The organism is Streptomyces sp. AC558_RSS880, from assembly GCF_019049255.1.
Classification (GTDB): domain Bacteria; phylum Actinomycetota; class Actinomycetes; order Streptomycetales; family Streptomycetaceae; genus Streptomyces.
This window is the reverse complement of sequence record NZ_JAGMUJ010000029.1, coordinates 1-23,837: the sequence shown is the minus strand read 5'-3', so window position 1 is coordinate 23,837 and position 23,837 is coordinate 1. Positions and strand designations below refer to the sequence as shown.

General features: G+C 73.1%; 20 protein-coding genes and 2 pseudogenes. 7 read left to right on the top strand and 15 right to left on the bottom strand.

Features of this window, described 5'->3' with window-relative positions:
* Window positions 1–260 precede the first annotated feature (260 nt).
* Complete coding sequence (locus KUM38_RS10390; protein ID WP_217129020.1) at window positions 261–1,505, bottom strand: HAMP domain-containing sensor histidine kinase; 1,245 nt, start codon at window positions 1,503–1,505, stop codon at window positions 261–263.
* A gap of 6 nt (window positions 1,506–1,511) precedes the next feature.
* Window positions 1,512–2,165: a response regulator transcription factor gene (locus KUM38_RS10385; RefSeq protein ID WP_007387794.1), complete on the bottom strand. Its 654-nt coding sequence runs from the start codon at window positions 2,163–2,165 to the stop codon at window positions 1,512–1,514.
* Window positions 2,166–2,610: 445 nt separating this feature from the next.
* Here KUM38_RS10385 and KUM38_RS10380 point away from each other — a divergent pair, with 445 nt between their 5' ends.
* Complete coding sequence (locus KUM38_RS10380) at window positions 2,611–2,784, top strand: hypothetical protein (protein WP_167748545.1); 174 nt, start codon at window positions 2,611–2,613, stop codon at window positions 2,782–2,784.
* A gap of 74 nt (window positions 2,785–2,858) precedes the next feature.
* On the opposite strand, the gene KUM38_RS10375 is transcribed toward KUM38_RS10380, so the two are convergent.
* Window positions 2,859–3,674: an inositol monophosphatase family protein gene (locus KUM38_RS10375; protein ID WP_217129019.1), complete on the bottom strand. Its 816-nt coding sequence runs from the start codon at window positions 3,672–3,674 to the stop codon at window positions 2,859–2,861.
* Between the two features lie 8 nt (window positions 3,675–3,682).
* Window positions 3,683–4,810: a ferrochelatase gene (locus KUM38_RS10370; protein ID WP_217129018.1), complete on the bottom strand. Its 1,128-nt coding sequence runs from the start codon at window positions 4,808–4,810 to the stop codon at window positions 3,683–3,685.
* A 148-nt stretch (window positions 4,811–4,958) separates the two neighbouring features.
* Between KUM38_RS10370 and KUM38_RS10365 the strand changes: the two genes are divergently transcribed.
* The 3 genes from KUM38_RS10365 to sepH all read left to right on the top strand — a co-directional run bounded on the left by KUM38_RS10365 (window position 4,959) and on the right by sepH (window position 8,839).
* Window positions 4,959–6,197: an MFS transporter gene (locus KUM38_RS10365; RefSeq protein ID WP_217129017.1), complete on the top strand. Its 1,239-nt coding sequence runs from the start codon at window positions 4,959–4,961 to the stop codon at window positions 6,195–6,197.
* Complete coding sequence (locus tag KUM38_RS10360) at window positions 6,157–7,476, top strand: D-arabinono-1,4-lactone oxidase (protein ID WP_217129016.1); 1,320 nt, start codon at window positions 6,157–6,159, stop codon at window positions 7,474–7,476. The genes KUM38_RS10365 and KUM38_RS10360 overlap by 41 nt, the downstream gene beginning before the upstream one ends.
* Window positions 7,477–7,789: 313 nt before the next feature.
* Window positions 7,790–8,839 (top strand): septation protein SepH, encoded by a 1,050-nt coding sequence (sepH, locus tag KUM38_RS10355; protein ID WP_217129015.1) that lies wholly within the window; start codon window positions 7,790–7,792, stop codon window positions 8,837–8,839.
* A gap of 132 nt (window positions 8,840–8,971) precedes the next feature.
* Here the strand turns inward: sepH and KUM38_RS10350 are convergent, their stop codons facing one another.
* Window positions 8,972–9,823: a sulfurtransferase gene (locus KUM38_RS10350; protein WP_217129014.1), complete on the bottom strand. Its 852-nt coding sequence runs from the start codon at window positions 9,821–9,823 to the stop codon at window positions 8,972–8,974.
* Here KUM38_RS10350 and KUM38_RS10345 point away from each other — a divergent pair.
* Both KUM38_RS10345 and KUM38_RS10340 read left to right on the top strand, forming a co-directional pair.
* Window positions 9,822–10,142 carry a hypothetical protein gene (locus tag KUM38_RS10345; RefSeq protein WP_217129013.1) on the top strand — a complete coding sequence of 107 codons (321 nt, stop codon included), beginning with the start codon at window positions 9,822–9,824 and terminating at the stop codon, window positions 10,140–10,142. The two genes, KUM38_RS10350 and KUM38_RS10345, sit on opposite strands and share 2 nt — an antisense overlap.
* 2 nt (window positions 10,143–10,144) lie before the next feature.
* Window positions 10,145–10,948 carry a VOC family protein gene (locus KUM38_RS10340; RefSeq protein ID WP_217129012.1) on the top strand — a complete coding sequence of 268 codons (804 nt, stop codon included), beginning with the start codon at window positions 10,145–10,147 and terminating at the stop codon, window positions 10,946–10,948.
* 40 nt (window positions 10,949–10,988) lie between these two features.
* Here the strand turns inward: KUM38_RS10340 and KUM38_RS10335 are convergent, their stop codons facing one another.
* Window positions 10,989–11,579: a L,D-transpeptidase family protein gene (locus KUM38_RS10335; RefSeq protein WP_217129011.1), complete on the bottom strand. Its 591-nt coding sequence runs from the start codon at window positions 11,577–11,579 to the stop codon at window positions 10,989–10,991.
* A gap of 250 nt (window positions 11,580–11,829) precedes the next feature.
* Here KUM38_RS10335 and KUM38_RS10330 point away from each other — a divergent pair, with 250 nt between their 5' ends.
* On the top strand, window positions 11,830–12,807 hold the full coding sequence (locus KUM38_RS10330; RefSeq protein WP_217129010.1) for a helix-turn-helix transcriptional regulator: 978 nt from the start codon (window positions 11,830–11,832) through the stop codon (window positions 12,805–12,807).
* 37 nt (window positions 12,808–12,844) lie between these two features.
* Here KUM38_RS10330 and KUM38_RS10325 read toward each other — a convergent pair.
* The 9 genes and pseudogenes from KUM38_RS10325 to KUM38_RS10290 form a co-directional block, all read right to left on the bottom strand.
* Window positions 12,845–13,384: pseudogene (locus tag KUM38_RS10325) on the bottom strand (FAD-dependent oxidoreductase); the annotation flags it as partial.
* Window positions 13,385–13,915: 531 nt separating this feature from the next.
* A pseudogene (locus tag KUM38_RS41705) lies at window positions 13,916–13,999 on the bottom strand (cytidine deaminase); the annotation flags it as partial.
* Between the two features lie 33 nt (window positions 14,000–14,032).
* Entirely contained in the window at window positions 14,033–15,217 is a 1,185-nt protein-coding gene (locus KUM38_RS10320) for a VWA-like domain-containing protein (protein ID WP_217129009.1), read from the bottom strand.
* 11 nt (window positions 15,218–15,228) lie between these two features.
* The gene (locus KUM38_RS10315; protein WP_217129008.1) at window positions 15,229–16,434 is read right to left on the bottom strand and encodes an AAA family ATPase; all 1,206 of its coding nucleotides are present in this window, start codon (window positions 16,432–16,434) and stop codon (window positions 15,229–15,231) included.
* Window positions 16,431–18,299, bottom strand: coding sequence for an ankyrin repeat domain-containing protein (locus tag KUM38_RS10310; RefSeq protein WP_217129007.1), 1,869 nt, complete (start codon window positions 18,297–18,299; stop codon window positions 16,431–16,433). Before KUM38_RS10310 ends, KUM38_RS10315 begins: the two co-directional genes overlap by 4 nt.
* Window positions 18,296–19,432, bottom strand: a complete 1,137-nt coding sequence (locus KUM38_RS10305; protein ID WP_217129006.1) for a gala protein — start codon at window positions 19,430–19,432, stop codon at window positions 18,296–18,298. Before KUM38_RS10305 ends, KUM38_RS10310 begins: the two co-directional genes overlap by 4 nt.
* A 474-nt stretch (window positions 19,433–19,906) precedes the next feature.
* A complete protein-coding gene (locus KUM38_RS10300; protein ID WP_217129272.1) occupies window positions 19,907–21,583 on the bottom strand; it encodes an SWIM zinc finger domain-containing protein in 1,677 nt (558 codons plus the stop codon).
* A 331-nt stretch (window positions 21,584–21,914) separates the two neighbouring features.
* Window positions 21,915–22,565: a thymidine kinase gene (locus KUM38_RS10295; protein ID WP_217129005.1), complete on the bottom strand. Its 651-nt coding sequence runs from the start codon at window positions 22,563–22,565 to the stop codon at window positions 21,915–21,917.
* A gap of 41 nt (window positions 22,566–22,606) precedes the next feature.
* Window positions 22,607–23,837: alkaline phosphatase family protein (locus KUM38_RS10290; RefSeq protein ID WP_254396973.1), on the bottom strand; the 1,231-nt coding region annotated here is incomplete at its 5' end.

Below are 23,837 nucleotides of genomic sequence, written 5' to 3'. Positions count from 1 at the left end.
CCCCTCATGAGTGATCGGGTTGGACGGCGATGGGGACCGTACACGGTCCGAATACCGCACTTCAAAAGCGCCTCACCGTGTACTTCCCGTGATCAGACCCCCTGAAAACCGGGACTTTCCCGACTTTCACGGGGATACATGATCACGGAGAGTGGACATCCGAGGAATCGCCCTTGTGATCGATCACACATGGGATTACCGGAGAGACGCCCCGAAAATTCCGCTCAAAGCGAACACCTCGTTGTGTCGGCGGCATCATCTCAGATCGGCAGGGTGACACGCATCACGAGCCCGCCCCCCTCACGCGGTTGTGCGTAGATGTGCCCGCCGTGCGCCCGGGCGACCGACCGCACGATGGACAGACCGAGTCCGACGCCCTTGTCGCTGCCCGTGCGCTCGGTGCGCAGCCGCCGGAACGGCTCGAAGAGGTTGTCGATCTCGTACGCGGGTACCACCGGGCCCGTGTTCGACACCACCAGGACCGCCTGTCCGTGCTCCACCTCGGTGGTGACCTCGACCCAGCCCTCCTCGGGCACGTTGTACCGCACGGCGTTCTGCACCAGGTTCAGCGCGATCCGCTCCAGCAGCACGCCGTTGCCCTGGACCACCGCGGGCCGGCGTGCGCCGCGGATCTCCACGCCCTTGGCCTCCGCCTCGCCGTGCACCTGGTCGATCGCCTGGGTGGCGACCTCGGCGAGGTCCACGGGTTTGCGCTCGACGATCTGGTTGTCGCTGCGGGCGAGCAGCAGCAGGCCCTCCACGAGCTGTTCACTGCGCTCGTTGGTGGACAGCAGCGTCTTGCCCAGCTGCTGGAGCTCCACCGGGGCGTGGGGATCGGAGAGGTGCACCTCCAGCAGGGTGCGGTTGATCGCCAGCGGGGTGCGCAGCTCGTGCGAGGCGTTGCCCACGAAGCGCTGCTGGGCGGTGAACGCCCGCTGGAGCCGCTCCAGCATGTCGTCGAAGGTGTCGGCCAGCTCCTTCAGCTCGTCGTCCGGGCCGTCCAGCTCGATCCGGCGGGACAGGTCCGAGCCGGCCACCGCGCGGGCGGTGCGGGTGATCCGGCCCAGCGGCGACAGGACGCGGCCGGCCATGGCGTAGCCGAAGGCGAAGGCGATGACGGCGAGGCCCAGCAGGGCCAGCAGGGAGCGGCTGAGCAGGTTGTCCAGGGCCACCTGGCGCTGGTGGTCGATGCATTCGCTGATCCGGGCGTTGAACTCGGACAGCTCCAGGTTGCCGTTGGTGATGCCCGGGCAGTCGTTGCTGGAGACCCTCAGACCGTCGAAGTCGACGATCTTGAACAGGGGTTGGCTGCCGGTGCGCAGGGCCTGGGCGGCGAGCAGGTAGATGATCGACAGCAGCAGGATGCCGGCGATCAGGAACATGCCGCCGTACAGCAGCGTGAGCCGTATGCGGATGGTGGGACGCAGCCACGGCAGCGGAGTGGCCGAGCGGGGGTCCCAGGTGGGCTTGGGGGGCGCCGTGGGGGGCGCGGGTGTGGCGGCCATCGGTCATCAGATCCGGTATCCGGAGCCGGGCACGGTCACGATGACCGGCGGCTCCCCCAGTTTGCGGCGCAGGGTCATCACGGTCACCCGCACCACGTTGGTGAACGGGTCCGTGTTCTCGTCCCAGGCCTTCTCCAACAGCTGCTCCGCGGAGACGACCGCGCCCTCGCTGCGCATGAGCACCTCCAGGACGGCGAACTCCTTCGGCGCGAGCTGCACCTCCTTGCCGTCGCGGAAGACCTCGCGGCGGTTGGGGTCGAGCTTGATCCCGGCACGCTCCAGAACGGGCGGCAGCGGCACGCTCGTACGCCGCCCGAGGGCGCGCACGCGCGCGATGAGCTCGCTGAACGCGAAGGGCTTGGGCAGGTAGTCGTCGGCGCCGATCTCCAGGCCCTCGACACGGTCGCTGACGTCGCCGGACGCCGTGAGCATCAGCACGCGCGTGGGCATGCCGAGCTCGACGATCCTGCGGCAGACGTCGTCGCCGTGCACGAGCGGGAGGTCGCGGTCGAGGACGACCACGTCGTAGTCGTTGACGCCGATGCGCTCCAGGGCGGCCGCACCGTCGTACACGACGTCGACGGCCATGGCCTCCCGGCGCAGTCCGGTGGCCACCGCATCGGCGAGCAGCTGCTCGTCCTCGACGACGAGTACGCGCACGTCGCTTGTCCTTCCTCATGTCCCGCCCTTGGTCGGACAGCGCCTCAGGGCGCACTCGGGCAGGGGTACGGGTGGGTGTGTTGACCTCCATCCTGCCCTTTTCGGCCATAAGTCGGCTGTAAGGCGGGGAGGGGACGGGGAAGGCGGGTGCGGGACCGGGGAACGTCCGGGCGAACGGGGCGGGAATACGAGAATTTCTCGCGCGGTTAGGTTTCCTCGGAAGAGAGCTTGGGGAGGACGGGTTTTACATCCCACGATCACGCTCCGCACGTACCGCACCACCATGCGGTGTGCGGCAGTCCGCTTCCGCAGAGCGGGCGTGGATGTCCGGCACCGTCGCCGCCCGGCCGAGCGGCGCTGGGCATCCGCCTCGGACGTGATCGTCCCTTCCGAACGGCACACCCCCGTGCCACCGACCCACCGACCCAGGACGAGGGGGCGCAGCATGGACGCATTCACCGCAGGACTTCTGCAGCGCATAAAGGCGACCGAGTCCGATCTGTCGCGGGCCCGCGACGACGGCGACGACTTCCTCGTCGACGTGGAACAGGGCGAACTCGACGACCTGCGCCGCCTCGCCGCCGAGCACGGCGTGGAGGTCGGCGCGTACAGCGTCTGACCGGCTCGCACCACACTCGCACCACAACGGGCCCCGGCGAATCCAGCGCCGGGGCCCGTTCGTGTCCGTGTGCTTCAGTCGTGCCAAGCCCCCAGGTCCTCCAGCAGCCGCTGGAGGGGCTCGAAGACGCCCGGGGTCGCGGCGACCGTGAGGTCCCAGGACGGGCGGTCTCCGGGGCGGCCGCCGGTCAGGGCGCCCGCCTCGCGGGCGATCAGGTCACCGGCGGCCAGGTCCCAGGGGTGCAGCCCGCGCTCGTAGTAGCCGTCGAGGCGCCCCGCGGCGAGGTCGCACAGGTCGATCGCGGCCGAGCCGCCGCGCCGGATGTCCCGCAGCAGGGGGATCATCCGCTGCGCCACGTCGGCCTGGTGGGCGCGGACCTCGGTGACGTAGTTGAAGCCGGTCGACACCAGGGCCTGGTCCAGGGGCGGCGAGGGACGGCAGGTCAGCCGCCGTTCGCCCGTCCAGGCGCCGGTGGCCCAGGCGCCGCCGCCGCGCACCGCGTGGTACGTCTCACCGCGCATGGGGGCCGCGACCGCCCCGGCCACGGTCTCGCCGTCCTGCTCGGCGGCGATGGAGACGGCCCAGGTGGGCAGGCCGTACAGATAGTTGACCGTGCCGTCGAGCGGGTCGATCACCCAGCGGACGCCGCTGCTGCCCTCGGTGGAGGCGCCCTCCTCGCCGAGGAAGCCGTCCTCCGGGCGGCGCTCGGCGATCAGCGTGGTGATCAGCTTCTCGGCCGCGATGTCCATCTCGGTGACGACGTCGATCGGGCTGGACTTGGTCGCGGCGACCGCGAGGTCGGCCGGTCGGCCGTCCCTCAGCAGCTCGCCCGCGCGGCGGGCCGCCTCCCGGGCGAGCTCCAGCAGTTCCGCGTGCAGGGGGTCGGTCACGGCGCTCCTCATGCGTAGGGGCTGTCGGCGCCCGCGGCGGCGGGGCGCGGGGCGCGGGCCGGGCAGCAGCCCACCGGGCAGAGGTCGTGGCTCGCGCCGAGCGCGCCCAGGGCGCACGGCGCGACGTCCTGCCCGCGTTCGGCGACGGCGCGTTCCACGATCAGCTCACGGATCGCGGCGGCGAACCGCGGGTCGGCGCCGACGGTCGCCGAACGGCGCACCGGGAGGCCCAGCTCCCCCGCCTTGGCCGTGGCCTCGGTGTCGAGGTCGTAGAGGACCTCCATGTGGTCGGAGACGAAGCCGATGGGGGCCATGACCACGGCCGGGACCCCGGCCGCGTGCCGCTCCTCGAGGTGGTCGCAGATGTCGGGCTCCAGCCAGGGGATGTGCGGGGCGCCGGAGCGGGACTGGTAGACGAGCTGCCAGGGGCGGTCGACGCCGGTGCGCTCGCGGACGGCGTCGGCGATCAGCCGGGCCACGTCCAGGTGCTGCCGGACGTACGCGCCGCCGTCGCCGTGCTCCTCCACCGGGCCGGAGGTGTCGGCGGCGGAGGTGGGGATCGAGTGGGTGCAGAAGGCGATGTGCGCGCCGTCCCGGACCTCCTCGGGCAGGTCGGCGAGCGACCGCACGACCCCGTCGATCATGGGCTCGACGAAGCCGGGGTGGTTGAAGTAGTGCCGCAGCTTGTCGATCTTCGGCAGCTCCAGCCCCTCCTGCTCCAGGGTCGCGAGCGCGTCGGCGAGGTTCTCGCGGTACTGGCGGCAGCCCGAGTACGAGGCGTAGGCGCTGGTGGCCAGGACGAGGATGCGGCGGCGGCCGTCGCGGACCATCTCGCGCAGGGTGTCGGTGAGGTAGGGCGCCCAGTTGCGGTTGCCCCAGTAGACCGGCAGGTCCAGGCCGTGGTCGGCGAAGTCCTTGCGCAGCGCGTCCAGCAGGGCGCGGTTCTGGTCGTTGATGGGGCTGACCCCGCCGAAGAGGAAGTAGTGCTGCCCGACTTCCTTCAGGCGTTCCTTGGGGATGCCGCGCCCGCGCGTCACGTTCTCCAGGAACGGGACCACGTCGTCCGGGCCTTCGGGACCGCCGAAAGAGAGCAGGAGCAGGGCGTCGTAAGGGCTGGCATCGAGCACGTCTGGCATGTCTCGATCCTGCCACCCGACGCTGACAGCCGGGACGGGGCGGGGGGTGCCACCGGCTACGACGCGGGATTCCCGAGTGCATTAGGGTGACCTAACCCGTAAGCTGTATCGATTGCGGTCGCACCTTACTGAGACCTTCGGAGAACCCGTGCCCAGCCCGTACCGCGCCCTGTTCGCCGCACCCGGCAGCAGGGCCTTCTCCGCCGCGGGGTTCCTCGGCCGGATGCCGCTGTCCATGATGGGCATCGGCGTGGTGACGATGATCTCCCAGCTCACCGGGCGGTACGGACTGGCCGGCGCGCTGTCGGCGACCATCGCGCTGGCCGCCGCCGTGGCGGGCCCGCAGGTCTCGCGTCTGGTGGACCAGTACGGGCAGCGGCGGGTGCTGCGCCCCGCGACGCTGGTCTCGCTCACCGCGGCGGCGGTGCTGCTGTTCGCCGCGCACTACGGCTGGCCGGACTGGGTCCTGTTCGTCGCGTGCGTCGGCATCGGCTGCGTGCCGAGCGTCGGCTCGATGATCCGGGCCCGCTGGGCCGCCCTGTACCGGGGCACGCCGAAACTGCACACCGCGTACTCGTTCGAGTCCGTGGTGGACGAGATGTGCTTCATCTTCGGGCCGATCATCTCCATCGGGCTGTCCACGGCCTGGTTCCCGGAGGCCGGCCCGCTGCTCGCGGCCTGCTTCCTGGCGGCCGGCGTCTTCTGGCTGACCGCGCAGCGCGCCACCGAGCCCGAGCCGCACCCGCGCGAGCACAAGGGCGGCGGCACGGCGCTGCGCGCCCCGGGCCTCCAGGTGCTGGTCGCGACGTTCGTGGCGACGGGGACGATCTTCGGTGCCGTGGACGTGGTCACCGTGGCGTTCGCCGAGGAGGAGGGGCACAAGGCCGCCGCGAGCGTGGTGCTCGCCGTGTACGCGCTGGGCTCCTGCGCGGCGGGCGTCGTGTTCGGGCTGCTGCACTTCGCGGGGGCGCCGGAACGCCGTTGGCTGCTGGGCGTGTGCGGCATGGCCGTGAGTATGATCCCACTCCTACTGGTCGGGAACCTGTCGTTTCTGGCCGTGGCGCTGTTCGTTGCGGGTCTGTCCATCGCTCCGACGATGATCACGACGATGTCCCTCATCGAAGAGCACGTACCACGCACGCAGCTCACCGAGGGCATGACCTGGGTGAGCACCGGACTCGCGGTCGGGGTCGCGCTCGGCTCCTCCGCGGCCGGCTGGGTGATCGACGCGGCCGGGGCGCGTGCCGGGTACGGGGTTCCGGCGGTGGCCGGCGCCGTCGCGGTCGCGGTCGGTTTCCTCGGGTACCGCCGGCTCAAGCGGCCGGCTCCGGGTCGGGGAGGCTCCGTTGGGCAGCACAGCGAGCACGAGGAACGGCACATGGCGTAACTGGGGCGGCAACGTCTCCGTCCGCCCCGCGCGGGAGACCGCGCCCGCCTCCGTCGACGAGCTGGCCGCCGCCGTGCGCCGGGCCGCCGAGGACGGCATGCCGGTGAAGGCGGTCGGCACCGGCCACTCCTTCACCTCCATAGCCGCCACCGACGGCCTGCTGATCCGCCCTCATCTGCTGACCGGCATACGTCACGTCGACCGCGCGGCCGGCACGGTCACGGTGGAGGCCGGTACCCCGCTCAGGAGGCTGAACGTGGCCCTCGCGCGGGAGGGTCTGTCGCTGGCCAACATGGGCGACATCATGGAGCAGACGGTCGCCGGGGCCACCAGTACAGGCACCCACGGCACGGGCCGCGACTCGGCCTCCGTCGCCGCCCAGATCCGGGGCCTGGAGCTGGTCACCGCCGACGGTTCGGTGCTCACCTGCTCCGAGGAGGAGAACCCGGACGTCTTCGCCGCCGCCCGGATCGGGCTCGGCGCCCTCGGCGTCGTCACCGCGATCACCTTCGCGGTGGAGCCGGTCTTCCTGCTCACGGCCCGTGAGGAACCGATGCCGTTCGACCGGGTCTGCGCCGAGTTCGACCGGCTGTACGCCGAGAACGAGCACTTCGAGTTCTACTGGTTCCCGCACACCGGCAACACCAACACCAAGCGCAACAACCGCAGCGCGGGCCCGGAGCGGCCGGTGCCGCGGCTCAGGGGCTGGTTCGAGGACGAGTTCCTCTCCAACGGCGTCTTCCAGGCGGCCAACTGGGTCGGCCGCGCGGTGCCCGCGACCGTTCCGGCCATCGCGCGGATCTCCAGCAGGGCGCTCTCCGCCCGGACGTACACCGACATCCCGTACAAGGTGTTCACCTCGCCGCGCCGGGTGCGCTTCGTGGAGATGGAGTACGCCGTTCCGCGCGAGGCCCTGGTGGAGACGCTGCGGGAGCTGAAGGCGATGGTCGACCGCTCGCCGCTGCGGGTCAGCTTCCCCGTCGAGGTGCGCACCGCGCCGGCCGACGACATCACGCTGTCCACCGCGTCCGGCCGGGACAGCGCCTACATCGCCGTCCACATGTTCAAGGGCACCCCCTATCAGGGGTATTTCACCGCGGCCGAGCGCATCTTCACCGCGCACGAGGGGCGACCTCACTGGGGGAAGATCCACACGCGGGACACGGAGTACCTCTCACGGGTGTATCCGCGCTTCGAGGAGTTCACGGCGCTCCGGGACCGGCTCGACCCGGAACGCCGGTTCCGGAACGACTACTTGCGGAGGGTCCTGGGGTCGTAGAGGATTCGTTGCGCGGCGTGCCAATCCACGCACGTGGCCCAAATGGAGTACTGTTGCGAGCCCTGGGTCCGGTCTCCCGTCAGGGTGCCCGTGGCCTTGAGGACCGCCGGGAGGGGGCTAGTTGCACAAGGTGACGCGGTTGGTCACTTAGCGTTGCGAATAGGTAACCGTGCCATAACGGCGATCCAGGGCCCGCGCCCGACACGCCGGGCAAATAGGCAAGGTTGTGGCAGGCTGCACCCGGGCAGGCCACACTCGACTAGCGGAAGCAGCGACGCACGTGACGTCGGCAGGCACCACCCGGGAGGTCCCCATGCCCGAACTGCGTGTCGTGGCCGTCTCGAATGACGGCACACGGCTTGTGCTGAAGGCTGCGGACAGCACGGAGTACACGCTTCCGATCGACGAACGGCTCCGCGCTGCCGTGCGCGGCGACCGTCCCCGCCTCGGCCAGATCGAGATCGAGGTGGAGAGCCATCTCCGCCCCCGTGACATCCAGGCGCGTATAAGGGCCGGCGCGACCGCGGAAGAGGTCGCCCAGATGGCCGGCATCCCCGTGGACCGCGTACGCCGCTTCGAGGGCCCCGTCCTCGCCGAGCGCGCGTTCATGGCCGAGCGCGCCCGCAAGACCCCGGTCCGCCGCCCCGGCGAGAACTCCGGTCCCCCGCTCGGTGAGGCGGTGCAGGAGCGGCTGCTGCTCCGCGGCGCGGAGAAGGACACCGTCCAGTGGGACTCCTGGCGCCGCGACGACGGCACCTGGGAGGTGCTGCTGGTCTACCGGGTCGCCGGCGAGCCGCACTCGGCGAGCTGGACCTACGACCCGCCCCGGCGGCTCGTCCAGGCCGTCGACGACGAGGCGCGCTCGCTGATCGGCGAGTCCGACGACCTCGCCGCGCCCGAGCCCAGCTTCCCGTTCGTGCCGCGCATCGCCCGGCTGCCGCGGGACCGCCCGCTCGACCGTCCCGGCGACCGCGAGCGGCCGAGCCTGCCCGCGCAGGCGTCCGAGCCCGACGAGGAGTCCCTGACCGCCACGGCGTCGGGCGAACGGGACTCGCTGACCAGCCTGCTGGAGGCGGTGCCGAGCTTCCGGGGCGACCTGGTGGTGCCGGAGCGCGCGCCCGAGACCGCTCCCGAGGAGCCGGACCCCGAGTCCGAGGCGGAGGAGCCGCCGGCCCCCGCGGCCTCGGCCGGGTCCGCCTACGCGGACGTCCTCATGCCGCGTTCCGTCGGCAGCCACCGGGACCGGCTCATCGGCTCGACCGACCGTCAGGCCGAGGCGGACGGTGTCCGTCCGGGCCGCCGCGCGGCGGTGCCGAGCTGGGACGAGATCGTGTTCGGGACGCGCCGGAAGAAACAGGAGTAGCCCGTTCGGACGGTTCGCGCCCGCGGCCGATTGACGTGACGCGAGGGGCGCCCGCCGCGCGGCGGGCGCCCCTTCGTGCGCTTCCGACGTGTTCGTACGTTTCTGAGACGTGTTCGTACGTTTCTGAACGGTCTACTGCGGATCCGGACCCACCGCGACCGGCCGCTCGGGGTCGGACGACCACTCCGACCAGGAACCGACGTACAGCGCCGCCGGGATGCCCGCGACCGCCAGCGCCAGCACCTCGTGCGCGCCGGAGACACCCGAGCCGCAGTACACGCCGACCGGTGAACCCTGTGACACGCCCAGTTCCTCGAAGCGGGCGCCCAGTTCGTCCGCGGGCAGGAAACGGCCGTCGGCGCCGACGTTCTCCGTCGTGGGCGCCGAGACCGCGCCGGGGATGTGCCCGCCCACCCGGTCGATCGGCTCCACCTCACCGCGGTACCGCTCCCCCGCGCGGGCGTCCAGCAGCACCCCCGAACGCGCCAGCGCCGCCGCACCGTCGGCGTCGAGCAGCCCGGCCGCCCCCGGCACCGGTACGAAGTCCCCCTCGGCCGGCCGCGGCACCGACGTCTCCAACGGCCCCTCCCAGGACGGCAACCCGCCGTCGAGGACCCGCACGTCCGGGTGACCCGTCCAGCGCAGCAGCCACCACGCACGGGCGGCACCCCAGCCCATGCCCCCGTCGTACACGACCACCGGCGTCCCGGACGACACGCCCGCCCGCCGCATCGCGGCGCCGAACACCGCGAGGTCCGGCAGCGGATGGCGTCCGTGACCGCCCGGCGCGGACGCCAGCTCCTCGTCGAGGTCGACGAAGACGGCGCCGGGAAGGTGCCCGGCCTCGTACGCGGCCCGCCCGTCGAACGGCGGCTCACCGGCCGCCGTGGCCACGCTGAGCTGCCAGCGGACGTCGAGCAGCACCGGCGGGTTGGCGCCCGCCAGTGCGCTCGCGAGTTCGGATGCGGAGATGATGGCGTTCATGGCCACCATCCTCGCGCACGGGGTGGCCGAGTCGCCCACGTCCGGCTACTCTGCTCGGCCGGACGACCCCGATCACAAGGCGTACCGGATCGGGCACATGCTGTACAACCGATCGACTCCCGTCGGCAAGCGCGCCGAAGGGGACGAGGACTCGCGCATCGGGCATCCTCCGGGAACAGGGCCCGCGCGGGAGTGTGCACCGGAACGGACCGCGGCCGGTGCCCCGATCGGCACGGGGATCACCCGCGGACCGCACGCGATGCGACCCCGCCGGGTCGAGGAGAGCACGGCCACCGCGCGGCGGCCGAGAAGAGAGTGACGATGACCGACGCACGGGGGAACGCCCGCCCGAACGGCGAGGCGCCCGCCCGGCACACGCCCGGCACACCCTGCTGGGTGAGCCTGATGGTGCACGGCCTGGAGGCGACCGAGGAGTTCTACGGGGCGCTGTTCGGCTGGGAGTTCAGCCCCGGCCCCCGGCAACTCGGCCCGTATGTGCGTGCCCTGCTCGACGGGCGTGAGGTGGCCGGCATCGGCGTGCTGCCGCCGGACCGTGAACTGCCGGTCGCCTGGACGCCCTACTTCGCCTCGGACGACGTGGACCTGACGGCGGACGTGGTGCGGTCGTGCGGCGGCACCATCGGGGTGGGCCCGCTGGACGCCGCCGACTCCGGCCGGCTGGCGATCGGCTCCGACCCCTGCGGTGCCGTCTTCGGCGTCCGGCAGGCGGCCGCGAACCCGGGCACCGCCGTCACCGGTGTGCCCGGCACGCCCGCCTGGCACGAACTGACGACCTTCGAGTCGGCCCGTACCGCCAAGTTCTACGAGACCGTGTTCGGTCACGACGAGGAGCCGGGGATCTCCGCCGACCCCGGCCACATCACCCTGTGCCTGGACGGCCGCCCCGTGGCCGGCGTCCACGGCGTGGGCGACGCCCTCCCCCGGCACCGGGGCCCGCACTGGACGACGTACTTCACGGTGGCCGACGCCGACGACGCGGTGGGCCGGGTCCTCCGCCTGGGCGGCCGGGTCCTCGAACCGCCCCGCGACGGCGTCCACGGCCGCGTCGCCGCGGTGGCGGACCCGGAGGGAGCGCGGTTCGCGCTGCTGAGGAGCCCGCGCTGACGCGCGGGCTCCTGTCCACCGCCGGCGGCTTCCGCGCGGCTTACTTGACGACGTACAGCGTCTTCGGCCAGCCGTAGCGCTTGGCCTTGGCGAAGAGGTCCTTGATGTCGGCCGGCTTCAGCTTGATGCAGCCGTTGGAGTAGTAGTCGCGCGTGCCGTCCCAGCGCTCGGACTCGATGGTGCCCTGCTTGCCGTTGGGCTTCATCTCGCTGTGCACGAACAGTTCCGTGCGCTTGGTGCCCTTGCTGCACTTCTTGTCGGACAGCTTGATGACGTAGCCGTTGATGATGCCGTCGAAGTTCGTGCGGTGGAACTCGATCTTGTACTTGCCGTTCTTCGTGTTGGTCCCGGGCAGCCACCCCTTGTTGGTGGCGCACTCGTTCTGGCTGCCGTTGCCGGAGCCGGCGCGGTACTTGGCGACGACCTTGTCCTTGGCGTTGGCGATGCTCTTCATCAGGTAGAGCTTGGAGTTGATCGGGTTGGACGTGTTCTTCTTGAAGTACAGGTAGTAGCTGCTCCCCGCCGCGTGGGCGTCCGGGGCGGTCGCGGTCGTGGTGACGGCCAGACCGCCGACCAGGGCGGTGGTGAGGGCGAGCGGGGCGATCCGGGTGCGCAGCCGGTGCGTGGACATGGGGCGACTCCTTCTGTCGTGAACGGGTTCGGTGGCGGCGCCGCGTCCGGTCCACCCCCGTGGGGCCGGAACGCGGCGGCAGTACCGGAGTCTTGGCGGGCGGATCCTGTCCGGCAAGGACTTGAGGTGTCCGGGACAGGGGGAAGACCGTCCGTCCTGGTCAACGGCTCGTCCTGGATTCGCAGTTGGGCTGTCCGATCTGCGCCGGACAAGAGTTGCCTACCGTGACGGGGGTGATGAGAATGACGGCATGGTGGTCTCGGAGGGCGTGAATCCCGCGGATGCGCGGACGGCACACGAGTACGTCGCCCTGCTGCGGGAGCTCAAGAAGCGCAGCGGACTGACCTACCGTCAGCTGGAGCAACGGGCCGCCGAGCGCGACGAGGTGCTGGCGCGCAGCACCCTGGCCGACGTCCTGCGGCGGGACGCGCTGCCGCGCGCGGAGGTGGTCGCGGCGCTGGTCCGGGCGTGCGGTGCCGGGCGGGACGTGCCGGAGTGGCTGGCGGCCAGGGAGCGGCTGGCGGCCGGGGAGGTCCCTGAGGCCGAGGGGACGGACCAGGAACCGGAATCCCCGGGCCGGCCACCGGAGTCGGCGGGCACCGGTCGCGGCAGGACCGCCCTGACCGCCACGATCGCCTCCCTCGGCACGGTCGCGCTGCTCGCCGTCGGCGCGACGGTGCTGTTCGAGCAGGACGACGGGAAACCCACCGGCGGTGCGGCGCACGGGGAGGCGACCACGAACCCGGCGGTCGCCCCCGGCCCAGCCGCCGGCTTCTCACGCGTCCGCCCGGCGCGCGCACCCGAGCTGTGCCTGACCGACGGGGACGTCCGCGCGGCCGGCACCGACGAGTCCAAGCTGGTCGCGGTGGAGCGGCCCTGCGCGGAGGCCGTCCCTCCACGCGTGTACCTCCAGCGGGCGGACGACGGCCTGTACCAGATCCAGTTCCACCACCCGGTGCACGGCCCCGGCTGCCTCACCGTCCTGGGCGACGGAGCGTTCAAGGGCACGCTCGAACCCTGGAAGGACTGCCGGGCGGGTGGCGACTCCCAGTGGTTCCGCATCGAGCGGGCCGACGGCACGGACGGGTGGCGGCTGCGGTCGGCACAGGACGACGCGCTGTGCGTGGGCATCCGCGGGGGTGCCGGGGAGGCGGGCGCGGCGGCCGTGATGGAGCGCTGCGCGGAACGGGGCGAGGACGACCAGGTGTTCCTGATCGGGCGGGAGTGACGGGGACCCGGTTGCCCCCTCGGCCCGCCCCAGGGTGTCAGCGGTGATCGGTGGTGGCGAAGTCGGGCAGCTCGGTGGAGAGCAGCTCGGCGGCGGCACCGTCGAGGAGCCGGGCCGTCTCCGTGGAGCGGGGGAGCATGGTCTTCTCGTAGGTGCGGACGGCTTCGCCGACGGTGTCGTGGCGGGCGAGGGCGAGGGCGAGGGCGAGTTCACAGGCGTCCAGCATGGCGAGGTTGACGCCGACGCCGAGCGGGGGCATGAGGTGGGCGGCGTCGCCGAGCAGGGTCACCGTGGGGTTGTGCTCCCAGGTGTGCGGGACGGGAAGGGCGAAGATCGGGCGGTCGACGGAGGGGCCGTCGTTGTCGCTGATCAGCCGGCGCAGCCGGGGTGACCAGTCGCGGTAGCGCTCCAGGAGGTGGGCGCGGATGCCGTCGGTGTCCTGGAGGGTGAGGCCGCCGGCGGTGATCCAGTCGGCCGGGACGCGCTGGATGAGGTGGACGCGGATGTGGTCGCCGCTGTTGCGCTGGGCGAACAGGCCGCGGTCGCCGTCGGCCGCGGCGGCGCCGCCCTGGCCCACTTCGCCCTCGAAGCCCCCCGCGCGGCCCACCCCCACGCCCCCCCGCGAGGTCGCCGACCGGGCCTTCGACCTCCTGGAACAGGGCTGGGGCGCGCTCATCCGGAGCAAGGCGTGAGCGAACGCGTCGCGGCGTGACCTGGCGGACGTGCGGAAGGCGTCGGATTCGTCCTGGCCGGAGCCGGGGAGGGAACCCGGGCTCCGCGCGGCGCAGCCGTGTCACGCGGTCCGGGGACCGCGGCGCATGCCGATGTGGACACAGCCCGTGCCGTCCCGCAACGTGGAGAAGACCACGGGCTGCAGTCCTCGCTGAACGCCGCGCCCACCCCCGTACCGGCGAAGACCGTGTCCGTCACCGGCACCAGGTCGATCTCCGGGGGTTCGGAGAAGTCCTTCATGCCGTCGACGAACTCGTACACCGCGTGTCCCGCGCCGTCCTGCTCGGCCACGGTGATGACCACGCCCTCACGCCGGTACGTGCCGACGAGCGGCGCGAGGTCGACCGCGGGCGGCCGGGCCGGCGGGGCGAAGGACCGCGGCCGCCATGGTGTGGTTGTCGCCCCGGCAGCGCGTGCGGGCGACGTGCGCCGCGGCCCGGACGAGTTCGTGGTCGACGGGGGTGGGTCCGCGTGGTCGTCTGCTCCGCCTTCGTCAGATGGTGACGCGCACCGTCTCCACCCAGTGCGGGGGCTGGGGCGCGCCGTCGCCGATCAGGGCCGCGATCAGGCGGCAGGACGGGACCTCGTCCGGCCAGGGGGTGAGTCCGTCGGTGAGGACGATGACGATCGAGGGGCGGTCGCGGGCCGCGAGGGCGGCGTCGATGCCGACGCGCATGTCCGTGCCGCCCCCGCCGCCGAGGGTGACCTGCTCGGTGGACGTCACCCGGGACACGGCGTGCACGTCGGCGTCGCAGGCGAGGACGGTGACGCGGTTGCCGCGCACGCCGACCTCGCGCAGGACGCCCGTGATCTCCCCCAGGGCGGCGGCGAGTTCCGCGTCGCCCATCGAGCCCGAGGTGTCGACGACGACGGCCACCCGGGGCAGCGGACGGCGCAGACTGGGCAGGACGACGCCGCGCAGCGCCGGGGTGCGGCGCGACGGGCGGCGGTAGGTGTAGTCGACGGCCCCTGCGGCCCACGCGGCGGCTTCCCGGACCGCGCCGGAGAGCGCCTGCCGCCAGTCCACCGTGGGTTCCAGGAGCTCCTCGGCCCAGCGCTGCCAGCCCGCGGGCAGGGTGCCGCGGGTGCGCTGGTGGGCGCGCATCGCCTCGGCGGTGAGTCGGCGCAGCGCCTGGGCCTCGACGTCGCCGAGCGCGGCGGGGCCGGCGGATCCGGGGAGGTCCCAGGGCGCGGGGCGGCCGTGGGCGCCCGATCCGCAGTCGTGTTCCCTCACGTGCGGGGGCAGTCGCGGCAGGTACGCCTCGAACAGCTGCCCGTCGGGGAGGCCGAAGAGGCGGGGCTCGACGCGTCCGGCGGGCAGGCGCAGGCCGTCGGCGAGGAGGTCGTCGTTGATCTCGCAGTCCTGGGCGACGTTGACGCGGTACCGGTCGCGCTGGTCGGCGGCGGGGAGCCGGCCGGCGCGGCCGTGGTGGTCACGGAGCAGGTGTGCCACCTCGTGGATCCAGACGCCCGCGAGTTCCTCCACGGGGGTCGCGTCGACGAAGGCGGGCGACACGTAGCAGCGCCAGTGGCGGTCCACGCCCATCGTCGGCACGTCGGGGCTGGGCACGACGGTGAGGGCGTACAGGGCCGACGCCAGGTAGGGGCGGTCGTTCGCCGCGCGGTAGCGGGCGGCGAGCAGTTTGGTGGTGTCCAGGCGGCTGCGGGGGTCCGTCATGCTCGTGGGTCTCAGCGGCCGCCGGGCAGGGCCCCGGACATCTGCAGCAGGTCCAGGAACCCGTCGATGCCGGGGGGTACGGGCCAGTCGAGCCGGCGCATCGACGCGAGGTCGGTGGCGGCCCGGGCGGCCACGTCCGGTACGCCCGCGTCCACGGCCTTGGCCAGGACCGCCCAGCCGGCCTCCCAGCGGGGCCGGGTGAGGTCGCTCTGGATGGCGGCGACGACCGCGATGAGGAAGGCGAGTTGGCGGTCGCCGCGCTCGGGCAGGGCGAACGCGTCGGGGTCGGCGAGGACCCGCTCGGGGTCGGGCAGGTCGAGGTGTTCCAAGTACGACAGCAGCTCGATGCCCGCGCCGTCCCCGACGGCACCGGTGAGCGCGGCGGCCGTCGCCTCGCGGCCGGCGCCGGTCGCGTATCCCGTGGCGAGCAGCCGCAGCGCCATCTCCCAGGTGCGGGGCGACGGCCAGGAGCGGCCCCGGCTCTCGGCGTCGGCGGGTATGTGGTGGACCAGTCCCGGGCGGGCCGTGAGGAATCCGGAGACCGCGCCGCGGGCCCGCGCGACGGCACCGGGCACCTTGGCCGGATCGACCGCGGGAACGGCCACCTCCGGCCAGGTGCCGGCCATGCCGCGGGCGACCGTGGCCGGGTCGTGGGTCCAGTCGAGGTGGACGAAGCGGTTGGCGAGCGGCGGGCTGAGGTGCCAGCCGTCCGCGGCGCTCGACGGCGGGTTGGCGGCGGCGACGATGCGTACCGCGTCGGGCAGGACGAGGCTGCCGACCCGGCGTTCGAGCACGACCCGCAGCAGCGCCGCCTGCACGGCCGGCGGCGCGGAGGACAGTTCGTCGAAGAAGAGCAGGCCCTGTCCGGCGCGGGTGAGCCGGACCGCCCAGTCGGGCGGGGCCATCGGCACCCCGGTCACGGCCGGGTCCTCCCCGACGATCGGCAGTCCCGCGAAGTCCGACGGTTCGTGCACGCTGGCGATGACCGTCTCCAGCGGCAGGCCGAGTCCGGCGGCGAGCTGCTCCAGGCCGGCGGACTTGCCGATGCCCGGTTCGCCCCACAGCAGGACCGGCTGATTGGCCGTCACGGCCAGGGCGAGCGCCTCCAGTTGGGGGTTGGCCGCGGGTTCGGTGCGCCGCGTGCGCAGCCTGGCGACGAGGTCGTCCGCGGCAGCCAGCGGGGCCGGTCCGGTGCGGGGAGCGGGGTCGGTGCTCAAAACGGCGGTTCCTTGCTGTACATGGCGAATCCGGGCTCGTCGGGCTCGGGCTCGTAAGGCTCGGGCTCGTCGGCCTCGGCCTCGGGCTCGACAGGCTCGTGGTCGTCCGCTTCCTCCTGCTCGTTGCGGTCCATGTACTCGTCCCACCAGTCGGCCCCGAGGCCCGGGTGTTCCTCCCGGACGCGCTTCCGGAGGAAGGCCAGGTCGGAACGCTTGTAGCGGCGGATGACCTGGGCCAGCGACAACTCCATCTGGTCTTCCACGTCGATCCGGGCGCCGGCGGCGAGGAGTGCCTCCACGAGGGCCCTGGAACCGCCGTCGTTGACCGCCACGAACAGCGGTGTGCGGTCCCGCTGGTCCCGGGCCTCCAGGTCGAGCCCCGCCGCGAGCAGCCGGGGCAGGAGCGGTTCGTGGTCGAGGAGGTGCAGTACGTGGAGCAGCGAGCGTCCGGAGGCGTCGCGGACCCGGGGATCCACGCCGGCGTCCAGGAGGTGGAGCACGCCGTGGGTGTCGCCGTGCTGGGCGCGCAGGAACAGGTCCTGCCGCTGGGCGCGCAGCGCCTTCGGCAGCCGGCCGTCGCCCGACGCCCAGGTCTGCTCGACGGCGAAGCACCCGGCGACGGCGCCGCCGAACGCGCGCAGGGCCCGTTCGCGCTGCTGCTCCTCGTCGCTGTGCGGCATGCGGAGCAGACCGCCCGGGCGGAAGCCCACCTCGTGCCATTCGCCGCGGCAGCGCACCCGGACGGGTTCGGGGACGGCGGGGCCCGGTGGGCCGCCGGTCCCGTCGGCGACCCGGAGGTCGGGGAACAGCGCCTCGCGGACCAGCGGATGCAGGTGTTCCGGCTCGACTCCGCCGACGTGCAGCAGGTCGAGGTCGGGGAGCCTGCGCCAGAGCGCCCCGGCCAGGAAGGGCACGCCCTTGGCCTCCCCGCGGTCGACGGCCCTGACCCCGAGACCGGTGGCCGTCGGCTCCAGCAGGATGCGTGTGCGCCAGTCGCCGACGACGAGGAAGCGGTCGCCGACACCCTCGTCCTTCAGCCGGCGGACCTCCCGCTCCAGACGGGTGTGGTCGAGCGCGAGCCGGCCGAGGAGTTCCGTCGGATCGGCCCGGTACCAGCCGGGGCCGCCGGCCGGGGGTGTCAGGTCGACCTCGATCCCGGCCGCGGTGAAGGCCGCCTCGACCTCGCCCTTCTGGTGCAGCAAGGTGACCCACTCGGCCCGGGCCGCCGCGTCACCGGGGCCGGGATCGGCCGTGGGCAGTTCGTCCGTACGGCGCGGCCGGCCGTCGGTGTGGAAGAAGGGGGGCCGTTCGGTGCCGCCGCCGCACCGCTCGCGCAGTTCGGCGGTGTGCCGCGCGTCCCACAGGTGCCGGGCGTACCGCCAGTCCTCGGTCGGGCTCCCGAAGACGCCGGCGCTCTTCTCGTCCGCGACCGTGCGGAACCGCAGGGTGATCCGCTGCGGGCCCTCCAGCATCGCGGGCGTGGTGAGGTGCAGGTACGGCGTGGAGCGGGGGCCTTCGCCCGCCCGCACCGGCCGGTAGCGGGCGAGGACGACGGTGCGGTCGGTGTCGAGGGTGGTCCGTCCGCCCAGCACCCGGGGCAGGTGCCAGCGCACCAGGTCCGGGACCAGGTGGCGCAGGTCGTCCGCCAGCGCCGCGGCGACGTCGTCGCCGCAGTGCTCGGCGACCTCCGGCAGGTCGATGTCGACGTCCACGCCGGCCGCCGCGCACGCGCCCCGCCAGTCACCGGCCGTACGGCGTTCGGTCGCGCGCTCGATCATCCTCCGGGGCACGGCGTAGCGGCGGACCCGCCGCCAGCTCGCCGCCTCCTCCGGTGGGAAACAGGGGAGTTCGGGGCGGCCGCTCAACGGTAGACACTTCCTATCGCGCGCAGGTCGGGGTGGGCCCCGGCCACGGGCCGCAGGCGCTGGGTGAAGGACCGCTTCACCTTCCGGGGCAGTCCGGGCCCCAGACCGACGTACTCCAGCGGTGAGTCGTCCGGCACCGCTGCCAGCAGGGACTTCGCGCCCCGGCCTGTGAGCCCGGTGTGGCACAGCTCCAGCCGGCGCAGCGGGCTGCCCGCGAGCGCGGCGGCCAGGGCGAGGGCACCTTCGTCGCCGGTGGCGTTGGCGGGGGCGCCGAGGCTCCGCTCCGACATCGGCCGCCCCAGGTCGAGCGTCTCGATGGCGCCCAGGGCGTCGGCGAGGGCGCGCGCCCCGGCGGGGCCGATGCCGTTGCCGCCCAGGCCCAGGCGCACCGGTCCCCCGGAGTCGGCGGCGGCCGCCGCGAGGACGGCGGCGCCCTCGTCGCCGAGGTGGTTGGCGGGCAGGTACAGCTCGCGCACGCCCGCCTCACGGATCAGCGCCGCCAGCAGGCCGGCGGCGTCGGCGGTCAGGCCGTTCCCGCCGAGGAAGAGGCGTTCCACCGGGCGCGGGCGGCCGGTGAGGGCGTCGAGCAGCGCGCGCAGACTCCTGGTGGTGACACCGGTGTTGACCAGGTCGAGGGTGCGCAGCGTGGTGTTGCGGCGGAGCATCGCGGCGAGCGCCGCCACGCCGTCGTCGCCCACCGGATTGCGCTTGAGCCACAGGGCGCGGACGGTGTCGTCCGCGGAGAGCGTGTCCGCGAGCGCGCCGGCGCCTTCCGGGCCGATGCGGTTGCAGCCGAGGTAGAGCGTGTGCAGGCCGTGGCCGTCGACGAGCGCGCGGGCGACCGTCGACGCCCCTTCGTCGCCGATGGCGTTGGTGCCGAGCAGGACGTGCCGGGCGTGCGGTGAGGCGGCGGCGACGGGCATCAGCCGGGCGGCGCCGGCCGCTCCGAGGCCCTGCTTGCACAGGTCGACACGGCCGTCCGCGCGCACGGTGCCGAGCGGGAACGTCTCGTCGGTCTCCACCGCCCGATCCGACCTCAGCCGGTCCAGCAGCGGGTCCAGGCCGACAGGGTCACTGATCGGGATGTCCGGGTGCTCGATCGCCGGGCAGCGCACGGGTGTCGGCTGCGTCATCACCACTCCACCGGTCCATCGCCGGTGCCCGGCCCGCCGAGGGCGGCACCGCCCTCCGCCCGCCCAGGACGGACCGACGCCAATCGACGTTCCTCCACGACAAGGGCGGCAAGGCCGGTCGGATTCGAACCGACGTCCTCCAGCTTGATGCTAGGGCGCGACGACCTCTGCGCTACAGCCTTGCCGTGGAAGATCATAGCGGGATCGGTCGTATTGTCGATCACCTGTTTGAATGAAGTCTTCCGCACGCCGCCCGCGCGCAGGGGGCGCCATCGGTGCGTCAGACGGCGGAGACGGGCAGCACGCCGGGCGACAGTGCCGCCGTGCGGGCCGTCGTGGCCGTCGTGCACGGGAACGACACTCCCTTGAACGCGCTCGTGGTACTGATCCGATGGCCGGGTTCCGGCCGCGTGAAGAGCACCATCGGAAGGCAGGGGGTCGTGGACCGGACGGATCTCCGAGAAGCCGTCCGGCTCACAGACCGTGCTCGTCCAACAGCCGCATCAGGTTCCGCTTGCGTTTCTGGGCGATGCGCAAGGCGGTGACGTAAGCGGCGAACTCGTCTTCCGTGCCCAGGTGGCGGTGGCAGTCGCGGATGCTCAGCAGCAGGCCGACGAGCTGCTCGTAGACCCTGTTGCCGGTCTCCTTGGTCAGCGGCTCGGCCAGGCGCAGGTAGACGCCGAGCGCGTCGGCGGGACGGGTGGCCCGCGCCTGGTCGGCAAGCGTGAGCCACTGCCGGTCGTGGGCGCCGGTCTGGGCAGCGGCCTGCCAGGCGGCATCGACATCCTTGTCGTCGAGCAAAGCGTCGACCAGGACGGGGCCGTCGTACCAGCTCCGTCGTGGCCGCTCCGCGTCGGCGCGCAGCAGGGCGAGGGCTCCCTCGCGCTCGGCCGGCCAGCTGTCCGCGGCCCGCGCGGCGGCGCGCAGCTGCTGGTACGCGAGCAGTGAGCGGCGGGCGCCGAAGTGGTCGCGGCGCACGGCGACGGCGTCGGCGATCCGGCCCGCCCGCGCATAGCGTTCGCAGAGGTGGTCGACGAGGGCGGTGTCCACGGCGGAGAGGTCCCGGGCGTCCCGGACACCGCGTTCCGCCCAGTCCAGGGCCTCGTCGAAACGCCGGGCGGCCTCCAGCTCACGGGCGATGACCAGGTGGGTGTGGCCGTTCGGTGCGAGATCGGCCGCGTGCACGGCGATCACCGCGTCGACGTTTCCCCCGGCCTTGGCCAGACGCTCCATCAGGTACTTCTCCGCCCAGCCGCGGCGGTTGCGCCGCCACGCCTCGACGGCCAGCTTCCGCAGGACGGCCATGCCCTCCTCTCCGAGGACGTCGTCGTAGTCGAGCGGATCGATGTCGGTCAGGCCGTCGTCGGTGTCGCCCAGCACATGGCCGACCAGCCAGCGTGCGAGCTCCTCGGGGTCGGGACGCGCCGCGCGGCACGCGTCGAGGTGGGCGCCGGCGAGGCCCGCACCGATCTCCCCGAGCCGGCCGTCGGAGTCGTCGACGCTTCCCACCGCCTCGGCCAGCAGCCGCATCGCCTCCCGCGCCAGGGTGATCGCGTCGGCGGCCCGGCCCGAGCCGGTCAGCGCGCCGATCGCGGACACCGCCTGCCGGGCCTGGTCGGCGTAGGCGCGGGCATCGGCGTACTCGACGTAGCCGTACTGCGCGAAGGGGCCGATGTCGAGCAGGTCGCGGATACGGGAACGGACCGCGGTGAGGTCTCCTCGGGCGCTCGCGGCCCGTAGTTCCAGGCGTCGCCGCACCTGCCGGTCCTCGTCGATCTGTTCCCGCAGCAGGGCGAGCAACTCGTCCTTGGACAGGGCGGACAGCCACCCGTCGAGGTCCTGCGCGCGTTCCCGGGCCGCCTTCCGCTGCCGCGGCAGGCTCTCCGGCCGGGCGAGCACGGTCAGACCGAGGGCGACCAGGTGCTTGCAGAAGTTGCCCTCAAGACCGTACGGGCAGTCGCACGCGCCGGACAGCCCGCCGGGCCCGTCCAGAGTCAGCTCCGCCTCGTACCGCTCCGCCCCGTGGACACTCGCGGTGACCCAGCCGTCCCCCACCTCGATCCCGGACACCGCGTCGAGATACCCGAGGGCTCGTTCGAAGGAACGGCCGCCGGCCAGCGCCTTGAGGTTCGCCTCGGTGAGGCCGCGCATCATTCTCTTCCGCCTTGCCATGACTGTGCAGTCGATCGCTCCCCAGCCTAGGGAGAGCCGAGGCTGCGAGTCGGCCACTTCGTCGAGTTCGACCCTCGACTCACCCGATACCAGTGGGTGTTCGGCCGCTCACGCCTCCCTCCCCGGGGCTCGTGGGGTTCACGGCCCTCGGCTGCCGCCTCGAGGCTCTGGCTCTCGCGGCCCAGGTCCCGGACCTGCGGCCGGTGCGTTCGCCGCACCCGTCCCTCAGCCGCACCGGTGCACGACGGGAGGTCGCACCCACGATTCCCTTGCCGCCCCCCGAACCCACCGGTGCCCCACGACCACACGGTCAGTCCGACGTGACCGGCAGTACGTCGGGCGACAGGGCCGCCGCGTGCGCCGTCGCGGCCGTCATGCGGCGGCGGTGGTGACGGCGGCACAGGACCTCGTAGCCGACCTCGTCCGCGGAGCCGGTGACGTCGCCGACGACCACCTGGGCGCCCTCGACGACCATGACCCCGCCGACCGTGCGCGCGTTGTGCGTGGCGCGGGCGCCGCACCAGCACAGGGCCTCCACCTGGAGCACCTCGACCCGGTCGGCCAGTTCCACCAGCCGCTGGGAGCCGGGGAACAGCTTGGAGCGGAAGTCCGTCGTGATGCCGAAGGCGTAGACGTCGAGTTCCAGGTCGTCCACCACGCGCGCGAGCTGGTCGATCTGCTCCGGGGCCAGGAACTGCGCCTCGTCCGCGATCACATAGTCCGCGCGCCGGCCCTGGGAGAGGTGGTCGACGAGGTACGCGTACAGGTCCGCGCCGTCGCCGACCTCCACCGCGTCCGTGACCAGGCCGAGGCGGGAGGACAGCTTGCCCTCGCCGGCCCGGTCGTTACGAGTGAAGATCATGCCGGTCAGGCCGCGCGCCGAACGGTTGTGCTCGATCTGGAGAGCCAGCGTCGACTTCCCGCAGTCCATCGTTCCGGAGAAGAACACCAACTCGGGCATGGGAGGTGGAGCACCTTTCGGCAGGGGTTGCGGGCGGAGGGTCAGGAGCGTACTTCGAGCAGCGGGACCAGCTGCTCGGCGGGGGTCATCGAGCCGTGGTTGCCGACCATCGCCGACTCCCTGGGCTCCCGCTCGGAGGCGATCAGCAGGACGTCGTCCCGCGCGGCGGCGACCACGTCGCCGATCCGGTGGTACACGCGTTCGTCGACCGCGGGCCCGAACCAGCCCGCCTCGATCGCCTCGTCGCGCGAGGCCACCCAGAACTGCTCGCCGAGCACCTCGCGCCAGCAGGTCAGCACGTCGTTCGCGGCGCCCGGTACGGCGTAGACGTGCCGGGCGCGGCCCTCGCCGCCGAGCAGGGCGACGCCCGCCTTCAGCTCCCAGTCCTCGTCGAAGTCGATGCGGTGGTCCTCGTCGAAGGGGACGTCGATCATGCCGTGGTCGGCGGTGACGTAGAGCGCGCTGCGCGGGGGGAGCTGTTCGGCCAGGCGCTGGACCAGGCGGTCGACGTACATGAGCTGGCCGCGCCAGGTGTCGGAGTCGACGCCGAAGCGGTGGCCCGCGCCGTCGACCTCGGCGTAGTACGTGTAGACCAGGGAGCGGTCGGCGGCGGCCAGTTGCTCGGCCGCGACGTCCATGCGCTCCTCGCCGGACAGCCGCCCGTGGAAGCTGCCGCCGCTGAGCGCGATCTTGGTCAGCGGGGTGTTCGCGAAGGCCGGGGAGGTGACCTGCGCGGCGTGCACGCCCGCGCGGTGGGCCAGCTCGAAGACGGTGGGGTACGGCTGCCAGGGGCCGGGCGGGGTCCAGGGCTGCCAGCGCAGCTGGTTCATCAGCTCGCCGGTGTCCGGGTTGCGCACGGTGTAGCCGGGCAGGCCGTGCGCGCCCGGCGGCAGGCCGGTGCCGACGGAGGCCAGGGAGGTGGCGGTCGTGGCCGGGTATCCGGCGGTGATCGGGCTTCCGGTGCCGCCGCGCGAGGAGGCCAGCAGGGACGTCATGAAGGGGGCCTCGTCCGGGTGCGCCTTCAGCTGCTCCCAGCCCAGCCCGTCGATCAGGAACACGCAGTTCCGGTCGGCGGGGGTCAGCTCGGGGATCGCGGCGGTCGTACCGGGGACGGCCATGCCGGCGGCGAGCGTGGGCAGCAGGTCGGCGAGCGAACCGGTGCCGTATGCGGGCAGGGGTGCGGAGTCGGGGGCGAGGGGCCGCGGGTGCGCGTCGTCCCAGGCGGTGGGGTGCGGGGGCGGGGGCGGCGTGGGCCGGGCAGGGGGTGCGGTC

Coding starts and splice junctions, on each gene's coding strand:
- KUM38_RS10295 (WP_217129005.1), bottom strand. CDS start 22,565: ATGCCCGAGTTGGTGTTCTTCTCCGGAACGATGGACTGCGGGAAGTCG.
- KUM38_RS10380 (WP_167748545.1), top strand. CDS start 2,611: ATGGACGCATTCACCGCAGGACTTCTGCAGCGCATAAAGGCGACCGAG.
- sepH (WP_217129015.1), top strand. CDS start 7,790: ATGCCCGAACTGCGTGTCGTGGCCGTCTCGAATGACGGCACACGGCTT.
- KUM38_RS10345 (WP_217129013.1), top strand. CDS start 9,822: ATGGCCACCATCCTCGCGCACGGGGTGGCCGAGTCGCCCACGTCCGGC.
- KUM38_RS10335 (WP_217129011.1), bottom strand. CDS start 11,579: ATGTCCACGCACCGGCTGCGCACCCGGATCGCCCCGCTCGCCCTCACC.
- KUM38_RS10350 (WP_217129014.1), bottom strand. CDS start 9,823: ATGAACGCCATCATCTCCGCATCCGAACTCGCGAGCGCACTGGCGGGC.
- KUM38_RS10300 (WP_217129272.1), bottom strand. CDS start 21,583: ATGCGCGGCCTCACCGAGGCGAACCTCAAGGCGCTGGCCGGCGGCCGT.
- KUM38_RS10390 (WP_217129020.1), bottom strand. CDS start 1,505: ATGGCCGCCACACCCGCGCCCCCCACGGCGCCCCCCAAGCCCACCTGG.
- KUM38_RS10370 (WP_217129018.1), bottom strand. CDS start 4,810: ATGCCAGACGTGCTCGATGCCAGCCCTTACGACGCCCTGCTCCTGCTC.
- KUM38_RS10305 (WP_217129006.1), bottom strand. CDS start 19,432: ATGACGCAGCCGACACCCGTGCGCTGCCCGGCGATCGAGCACCCGGAC.
- KUM38_RS10330 (WP_217129010.1), top strand. CDS start 11,830: ATGGTGGTCTCGGAGGGCGTGAATCCCGCGGATGCGCGGACGGCACAC.
- KUM38_RS10320 (WP_217129009.1), bottom strand. CDS start 15,217: ATGACGGACCCCCGCAGCCGCCTGGACACCACCAAACTGCTCGCCGCC.
- KUM38_RS10340 (WP_217129012.1), top strand. CDS start 10,145: ATGACCGACGCACGGGGGAACGCCCGCCCGAACGGCGAGGCGCCCGCC.